Origin of the sequence: Brasilonema octagenarum UFV-OR1 (assembly GCF_963888615.1) — a bacterium.
Taxonomy (GTDB): Bacteria; Cyanobacteriota; Cyanobacteriia; order Cyanobacteriales; family Nostocaceae; genus Brasilonema; species Brasilonema sennae.
In genome coordinates this window covers 19,154-27,280 of sequence record NZ_CAWPKW010000357.1, presented here as the reverse complement: position 1 = coordinate 27,280, position 8,127 = coordinate 19,154, and the positions used below count along the sequence as shown (strand labels likewise).

The 8,127-nt window shown below is 42.6% G+C and carries 5 protein-coding genes and 2 pseudogenes; 1 reads left to right on the top strand and 6 read right to left on the bottom strand.

Going from position 1 to position 8,127, the window contains the following annotated elements; all coding sequences use genetic code 11:
- Positions 1-2,375 (top strand): heavy metal translocating P-type ATPase (locus AC5590_RS32195; RefSeq protein ID WP_248277348.1); only part of this gene is annotated, 2,375 nt, incomplete at its 5' end.
- A gap of 84 nt (positions 2,376-2,459) precedes the next feature.
- On the opposite strand, the gene AC5590_RS32190 is transcribed toward AC5590_RS32195, so the two are convergent.
- The 6 genes and pseudogenes from AC5590_RS32190 to AC5590_RS32165 all read right to left on the bottom strand — a co-directional run bounded on the left by AC5590_RS32190 (position 2,460) and on the right by AC5590_RS32165 (position 7,460).
- Positions 2,460-2,945, bottom strand: a complete 486-nt coding sequence (locus tag AC5590_RS32190; RefSeq protein ID WP_169267309.1) for a hypothetical protein — start codon at positions 2,943-2,945, stop codon at positions 2,460-2,462.
- A gap of 316 nt (positions 2,946-3,261) precedes the next feature.
- Positions 3,262-3,588: pseudogene (locus AC5590_RS32185) on the bottom strand (alkaline phosphatase); the annotation flags it as partial.
- A gap of 620 nt (positions 3,589-4,208) precedes the next feature.
- Positions 4,209-4,418 (bottom strand): annotated as a pseudogene (locus AC5590_RS32180) (IS1634 family transposase); the annotation flags it as partial.
- Positions 4,419-4,441: 23 nt separating this feature from the next.
- Positions 4,442-5,896 carry a CD-NTase-associated endodeoxyribonuclease Cap4 gene (gene cap4 / locus AC5590_RS32175; RefSeq protein WP_169267308.1) on the bottom strand — a complete coding sequence of 485 codons (1,455 nt, stop codon included), beginning with the start codon at positions 5,894-5,896 and terminating at the stop codon, positions 4,442-4,444.
- A gap of 42 nt (positions 5,897-5,938) precedes the next feature.
- Complete coding sequence (locus tag AC5590_RS32170) at positions 5,939-6,391, bottom strand: type II CBASS E2 protein (protein ID WP_169267307.1); 453 nt, start codon at positions 6,389-6,391, stop codon at positions 5,939-5,941.
- Positions 6,372-7,460: a nucleotidyltransferase domain-containing protein gene (locus AC5590_RS32165; RefSeq protein WP_169267306.1), complete on the bottom strand. Its 1,089-nt coding sequence runs from the start codon at positions 7,458-7,460 to the stop codon at positions 6,372-6,374. The genes AC5590_RS32170 and AC5590_RS32165 overlap by 20 nt, the downstream gene beginning before the upstream one ends.
- Positions 7,461-8,127 lie beyond the last annotated feature (667 nt).

Sequence of the window (8,127 nt, the reverse complement as noted above, 5' to 3'; positions counted from 1 at the left end):
CCTATGACACTAAGCTCTTGAGCGAAACTGAAATTAGAAATCGCATAACTGCTTTGGGTTATACGGTTAAACTGAGTGGTGAAGCAAAGCCGCATAATCACAGCCACTGCTGTGAGAGTGACCACGACCACGACCACAAGCATGATGACCACGAACACGTTGAAGTGGCTTCAGTTAAAAAGCTACAAGTGAAAGTAAATGGAATGGATTGCGGCAGTTGTGCTAAGACGATTGAGGTCGGCTTACAGCAAATGGCAGGGGTAAGGGATGTATCGGTTAACTTTGCAACTGAACGATTGCAACTATCCTACGACCCGCAACTGGTAAGTGAAACCGCAATCTATGACCGGATTAAAGGTCTGGGATATACGGTTGAGGAGAGTCTTGAGGCAAGTTCCTACCATCACACTCAAGACGATTGCCACGACCACAATCATGACCACAACCACAATCATCCAGTCACCAAACCGACTCAAAAACACAACTCAGCAGGCTGGAAATTCTGGATTGCGAACCGCCGGGGACAAAGCGTCATTTTAGCAGGAGTGGGGTTAGTTCTGGGTTTACTTACTCAACATTTAGCGCTTTCCATCTGGATAGCACGGGGTTTTTATGGTGTTGGTATAGTAGTTGCTGGCTATCCCATTGCACGGGCTGGTTTGTTTGAGTTGCGCTTACGCCGTGCCGATATGAATCTGCTGATGACGATTTCAGTTATTGGGGCAGTGATTTTAGGGGACTGGTTTGAAGGGGCGCTCGTCCTGTTCTTGTTCTCTTTAGGCACAACGTTGCAAGTTTTTACCTTTGGTCGCACGCGCAATGCTATCAGTGCTCTTATGGATTTGACTCCGCCGACTGCTACCGTCAAGCGGGGGAGTAAAGAAGTTACAGTTCCTGTTGAAAGTGTTCAAGTGGGGGATATTTTGACGATTCGACCAGGACAGCGCGTGGCGTTGGATGGTATCGTCGTTTCTGGTACAAGCGCTATTGACCAATCCCCGATTACAGGAGAGTCAATTCCAGAAGATAAAGAAAGAGGCGATACGGTTTATGCTGGAACGTTAAATCAGTCAGGCTTTTTAGAAGTTAAAGTCACTCATACATCTAATGATACGACCGTTGCTAAAATTATTCATTTGGTAGAAGAAGCCCAAGGAAGTCGCGCTCCCACGCAGCAGTGGGTGGATCGGTTTGCAGAGGTTTACACTCCGATTGTGATTTTGATAGCGATCGCCATTGCTGTCATTCCACCTTTGGCATTTGCTCAACCTTTTCATGTTTGGCTTTATCGAGCGCTGGTGATGCTCGTAATTGCCTGTCCCTGTGCCTTGGTGATTTCTACTCCTGTTTCGATTGTCAGCGCCATTGGTGCTGCAAGTCGGCAGGGAGTATTATTCAAAGGAGGTAATGCACTGGAAACAGCCGGACATCTGACTACTCTTGCCTTTGATAAAACTGGCACTCTTACACAAGGTTTACCCGTTGTACAGGAGGTTTATGACCTTGGGAAGGTAAGTACAAATGTGGTGTTACAAATTGCAGCTTCGCTTGAGCAACTCTCAGAACATCCACTAGCAAAGGCAATTGTAGCAAACGCTCGCTTAGAAGGAATAGAGTTAGAAACACCTGTTAACTTCACAGCCTTACCCGGTAAAGGGATTCAGGCAAGCTTTGGTGAGGTTTTATACTTTGTTGGCAATCGACGGTTATTCACAGACTCTGGTATTCGCTTGTCTAGTGAAGCTGAATCTCTATTGGCTGAAATTGAAAATCTCAGTCAAACCCCAGTACTGGTAGGAACGACTCAAGGATTATTGGGAGCGATCGCCCTCTCGGATGGACTGCGGTTAGAAGCAACCGAAGCAGTGCGACAGCTTAAGCGCTTTGGGCTAAAGCGGTTGGTGATGCTAACGGGCGATCGCACTGCTGTTGCCCAGAAAATTGCCCAACAAGTTGGCATTACAGAATATCAAGCTCAACTGTTACCTCAAGATAAACTCCAAGCGATTCAACAGCTGCGCCAAGTCGGGGTGACAGGTATGGTTGGAGATGGTATTAACGATGCCCCAGCCTTGGCGGCTGCGGATATTAGCTTTGCTGTTGGTGGAATTGATATTGCCCTAGAGACAGCAGATGTGGTGCTGGTTGGAAGTGACTTGAGACGACTTGCTTATGCAGTGGAACTAAGCCGCCGTACTGTATCTGTCATTCAACAGAATGTGGTCTTTTCTCTGGTAACAAAGGGATTGTTTCTGCTGTTGGGGACATTTGGGTTTGTCGGGTTAGCGATCGCCGTTTTAGCGGATACGGGAACTTCCCTACTTGTTACTGCAAACGGAATGCGGTTATTTAGAACCAAAACTATTGAGGATTAGGGGTATTATCAAACCTCTTAATTTAAGGTAGTTTCAACCAAATTTTCGGAGTTTTATGCGTTAAGATTCTCTGTTGCCTTGCTGTCAAAGCTTAATGTTGTAATAAACAAAGCAAATTTTCCTGTGATCCCACACAGCGCCTATAAATCCTGCCTCTTTTAGCTTTTTCAAGCATCTGTTGACGGCAGATGAACCATATAAATTTATGTCTTTGACTAATAAAGCACTAGTATATGGCTGAGAGCGTATGTGTTTGATAACAAGTTCCATGCAATTCGGACTAGTTTTGTCTCTTTTTTGTTTTTTCTGAGAAACCAGTTGCTCACCAATTCCTTCTTTAAAAACGGGTTTGGGATCGGGACTGGGAGACAGCCAGCCTTCATTAGTTGATTCTGAGGCACCCACAGATATCTGTTCTATTACTAAAGCTGGCTGTCTCAGGGATCGACTCCCACGGCTTCCTGGCTGATCTGTGGAAGCTCCTCGATCCGAAGTGGAGTTTGATAAGCTTGCCCGTTTTTCTTGGCTAAATCGGTCACCTGTAGTTGTCTGAGTGCGTATCCTGTTCATCTAGAAAATTAGTATATAATGTAACACTAATTCTGTAAGTTTTATTAGTAAAGCCAAAACAACCTTTTATTAGGTAGTTGATTTCAGTCTAAAAACTTTTATATATAAAAGCAATTTCTTTTAATTATTAAAATTATAAACAAAAGCGATTGACAAAATAGCAAAATAATGATGTAGTTTTAAACTACCAAAAATAAACGTGTTCCATTTTAGGATTACGCCAAAATATCTGTTGCGGGAGCGTCATTAACTGCAATCATACCCATGATTGTCACACTAACGCTCTTTTATCAATCTCGTCAGAGGATAATCTATAGTCGCTGACTTTTGCTTGGCCAGTTGCTGTGGAACTTGGATTAAAGGCAGGGTTAAAGCTGAAACCAGAACGAACCAGACTACCTCCTGTTGCTGGATCAGAGTTATCCAAGGCGGAGTTACCGGTACTAAAAACTCCGTTACTATCGGCAATAGTTGTGCCGTAGGTCGTAGCTAGGGTGTAGCCAGTCAAATTTTGGTAGCTTAGTCCCGTACCCTCCCCTGTAGTGTAGAAATCACTTAGGGTTGTGCCCGCTTTCCCCTCTTGTATCTGTTTGTAGATAGCAGCAGCACGAGCCATTTCCCAGCCCACGCCGTCACCGATCATGATGATAACGTTCTTTGCCACGAGTACTACGGTCTCCTAATACTGAGAAATAAAAATTACTGGCACAAAAACTTGAGATCAGCTTTCCGCACCTTTCTCTCTAAATCTTTCAAACTTAGGTTAAAAATGAAGAATGTTTTGATTAAAAATAAGTATTTTTTCTAGATTGCAATATTGTCAAAGGGGCGTCATTCGTGACAGGTTAAGATAACATTGCTTTTATCAATTAGAAATTATGCTGAAAAGTGAGTGAAAATTAAGGTATCCAGCTAAGCTTTGTACCTAGCTTTGGCACACAGGTGAATGATGAGTACAAAGATTAGGCTATAGAGTGCAGGCGGCTTCCGCATCGCGCTGACCAAAAACGATGTTTTCTACCACGGTTTTTGGCATAATTTTCATTCAATAAGTATATTAACAAATGTATCATGACCTTAACCTGTCACCAATGAAGGGGCGTGGCGTCGCGAGCTTGAAGCGCTAACCCCCAATTTTAGTTTACCCCAGTTGTACCAATAGTTCCAGCGCTTACATGGGTACACTTCTACTGACACCAAAATTGCTTACCTAGTAAGGCTTTAAGACTTTGTTAGTACATTTGCACTGGGATAAGTTCAGTTTAAACGGCGTTTTTGACGGGTGGTGCTAGCAACAATTTTGGATAATTCTTTTTCCGTTGCTTGTAATAATTCTTCTCTGGTTTTAGCTCTATCTGCAGCCAGTATCGGATTTCGACAAGCAACTAACCGTTTTCCTGGAGAATCATCAGATGAAATTTCGGCGACCCAAAGCTCATCAAATAAAGATAATTGAATACTTGATTGTTCAACATTGGTAGTTCTGTTCAGCAAACCTACTTAGAGATTTCTGAAAAGAGTTGGAATGTTTTAGAGTATTGACCACTACATACCCATGCGTAGCAAGTGACTGGTGCTGTAGCATCCAAGCGATGCCCCAGAAAGAGCGCAAGATGAGCAGGTCCAGCAACAAATAGGTGAATTTTCTTGCCGCCAGTACGTACTAAGTTTTTAACAATCAATTTTTTAATGTTTCCAACAGCAATGTTGGCTTGTTGTGGAGAAGTTATAGGTAGTTCTCCCCTAATATGAAGCTGTGGCATACTTGCTAATCCATGCTTCTCTAGGTTACTTTCCACTTCAGGAATAATATCTCGACAAATACCTACACTAACAACCAAACAAGTTCCTGTTTCCCCTACAATTTGATAATTTAAGGGATAAGGAGGAGTTTCGTGAGTGGAATGAGCATCTGTTGCCCATATCTGTTCACGGTATTCCATTTCAATGACGTAACCCCGAACAGCTGAGAAGACAGAGCCGATTACAAGACATGCTACCAAACGGCGGTTGCCAGCAAGCCTAATTCGCTTAGTATTTCTATAGTTTTCAATCCAGCTTCGAGTATTTTGTAGTTCAATTAGTAGCTGATTCCACTGTTGGGGTAGGGTGAGCACACGAGTTTCACCACCAGAAAAAGGAGTCCAATCAAAACGTATTCCTGGATATTTTGGATTATCTTCGGGAGCAATAGCTGTATAAATAAGGATGGGGCGAAAAGGTTGCTGTTGATGATAAGGAATTTTATCTCTTAGTTTTGTCTCTAAGTCTTTCCGAGTAATGTTCTGATTTTTACGTTGTCGGATAAATATACCAATATGATTATAAATATTATCTAAGGTTTTGAGAGATAAATATTCATATTCTGGCAAATGATCCACAAAAGACTGCTTAAAAATAGCCTCCCCGTGAGGTTTTGCAGTGTTCCAATCGACTTCAATAATTACCTTATTAAAAATAAAAATAGCATCCTTATCTGTACCCCCGATTCTTTTGATAATCTGAACATAATCTTGGAACGAATTTTCTTGAATGGTGGAGTTTTCTTCATAAAAATCTTGAGGACTACGAACGCGACGTAATCCATTCACCAAAGGTTCTAAATCTTTGGAAATTCCTGTTGCAACAAGAATAAACCACCGAGAAATATTTGAACTTCCAGTATCTATCTGTTGAAATCGGCGAATTTCACTCCAGAACTTAGATGGTTGAAGGACGTGATCTTTAACTTCAAGAAGTTCCTTAGTAAACCCACGACCAGGCACAAAGAACTTTGCCTCTACATCACCAATACCTTCCCGAAGCATAGCTGTGAAACTTTCTTGAGAAAGCCAAACTGGTATGCGGGCTAAAGTAACTTGTTCCTGGAATGAAAAGCCCCCTTCAGCAATATCACCACCGCGAGACTGTGGTTCTAAGAGTGAGGGAGTCAAACGATCGCTGTCTGTCATGTGGTTTACTATTATTCGATAGATGACCTTAGGATAGAACTATCAAGAGACGGAATTAGCGCTCCCGTTCAGCAGTTTTGGGTCTGAAGCATGTGACGATGGACCAAGCCATCTCCCGGTATCTAACCACAATTCATAATAGTAGAGCCATAGTGCAGTCCAAGGAATAATGGTTTGTGCAATGAGCATGTCTGCTTGCCACGGTTTTTCTTTAGGGTAGTAGAGACATAAACTTCCATCATTCCAAAGATGGGGAGTTCTTGAGACTAGGGCAGGCGATATAACATTAACAGTTGGATGAGAGCTTAACTTATAGCGCACTGCTACCCGATATTTTGGCGATAACTGGCGAGGTTGAAGCGTACCTCGCCATATAGCTACCCCAAGCTCTCGCTTGTAAACAAACCCAGGAAATCGGCGCAGTATGTGCAGGTTCTGTAGTCCTAGGTTGATGGCAGGTTTCAGTAGAAGAAATTCAGCTTTGCTCAGTCCCATGAAACTTAGTTGCAATAGTGGAGGTGTAGATCCCGGAAGCAGGCTGACTTGACACAATCAAACCTGTAGAGCTGACGTAAGATTTGCCAGGTAAACCTTTTGTAGCTAATCGGGAAACAGTTGTTTCTACGTCTGATGGAAAATATTCTTCTCCGAAAATTTTTTGCCAGTATTCAATCGCCTTCTCTCGATCATCAGTCTCTAGGGCTTTGGCTGCCCAATTCCGTCCCTCGTTAATCCGTCTCATGAAGGTTTCAAAATAGGTGCGGCTCCAGTTCCAGGAAATGTTGTGATCTAGCATGGGGTCGAGGATATTTGGGGTTGCATCACTGCTAGTAGACAGCAAGTGATCGTACTGACAGTAGATTTCATTCAAAAGGGTGTAAAACGGGACTGCCAATGGTTGTGTCATGTCCAAATTGCCTTCTTGAATGTGATAAACTAGGAGGGCACCAAGCCAGTAGCTCTTAGGCTTGCGGGTTTTCATCTGATAGTCACGGAAATGCTTTAGCAACTTTCCTAGAGGCTTAACTTTATTGTCGTACTGCTTCTGTAAATCGTTAAGTAGTTTAATGTATCCAATTGGGTGAGATGCTATCCACTTGTTAAACCCTCGATCAGGGACATACAACACATTCTCAAATCCATCCGGTGCAATGCAAGGAACAAAGTCTAAGTGAAAATCTTTGTCTTTGAAGTAGACATGGACGGATCGGCGTGCCCGTTCGACCTCTATTTCCGCTTCTGCATACCCTTCATAGCCCAAAGCTTCTGGTAAGCTATCAAGCAGCTTTTTCATGTCTTGAATTAATTGCTTTGCTTTTGGTTCATTTGCTTTTGGATTGCCAGGGATGCGAATCAGGGTATCTACGTCTTTAACATCACCCACTGCCATTTGTTGGGCGTAGGAACCTGCCAGACGACTATCGGGTGAAACCGTAGGAAATTCTTTGCTTTCAGCGATGTAATCACGAACTAATGGTGGCAAATCCCGTGCTGCTTCAAGTCGTTCTTGAGGTGGTTGGATGTTCTTAAGCAGTTCTTCAAAGTGTGTGATGAGTGGAAACATCTATAATTTTACCTTTACAGAATTAGGGTATTTGTAACGCGGCGCAATGGTAAATTTTTTGCAAGAGTTCACCCTGATTGAAAATAAAATTTGTTTGACAGAAAAACTTGCTGGTATTACATATACACAGCTTCTCGATGTAAAATATTCAAAAATGCAGCATACTCGTCTTCAGAGAATACATTAAGCTGCTTTTGCAACTAAATTTCTTTGAATTCAGCCGAAATTAACTCAGACAATGTCAGACTGTAGCACCCGATGACATTGTATTCTCATAGTTTGTATTTTAATAGTTTTTTGATCCAATCAGAACAATTGTATTAGTAGTAAAAACCGTAATAAAAGCAGTAGTAATTTGACTAATTATCATTCAGTATAGTGATTGACTGAAAGTTAGGGGTGCGAGCACAATTTATTTTTCTATGCTCTGACTAAAAGGGCGGATATTATGTCTTTACGGACACCTGCGTGCAATTCGTAGCTCCTGTGCAGGAGGCAGAGGACACGCACTCGCGGATCGTCCCGTAAGTTCTGCAGACACGCTGCGTGTACGCCTAGTGGGGGCACTTTGCGCTTATGGGACACGTACTCGCGTTTGGAGCAACGCGTAATTGCAAGTTTTTAATGAATAGTAAAGTCCATCGTCAAAGATTTATGAACTGCACTC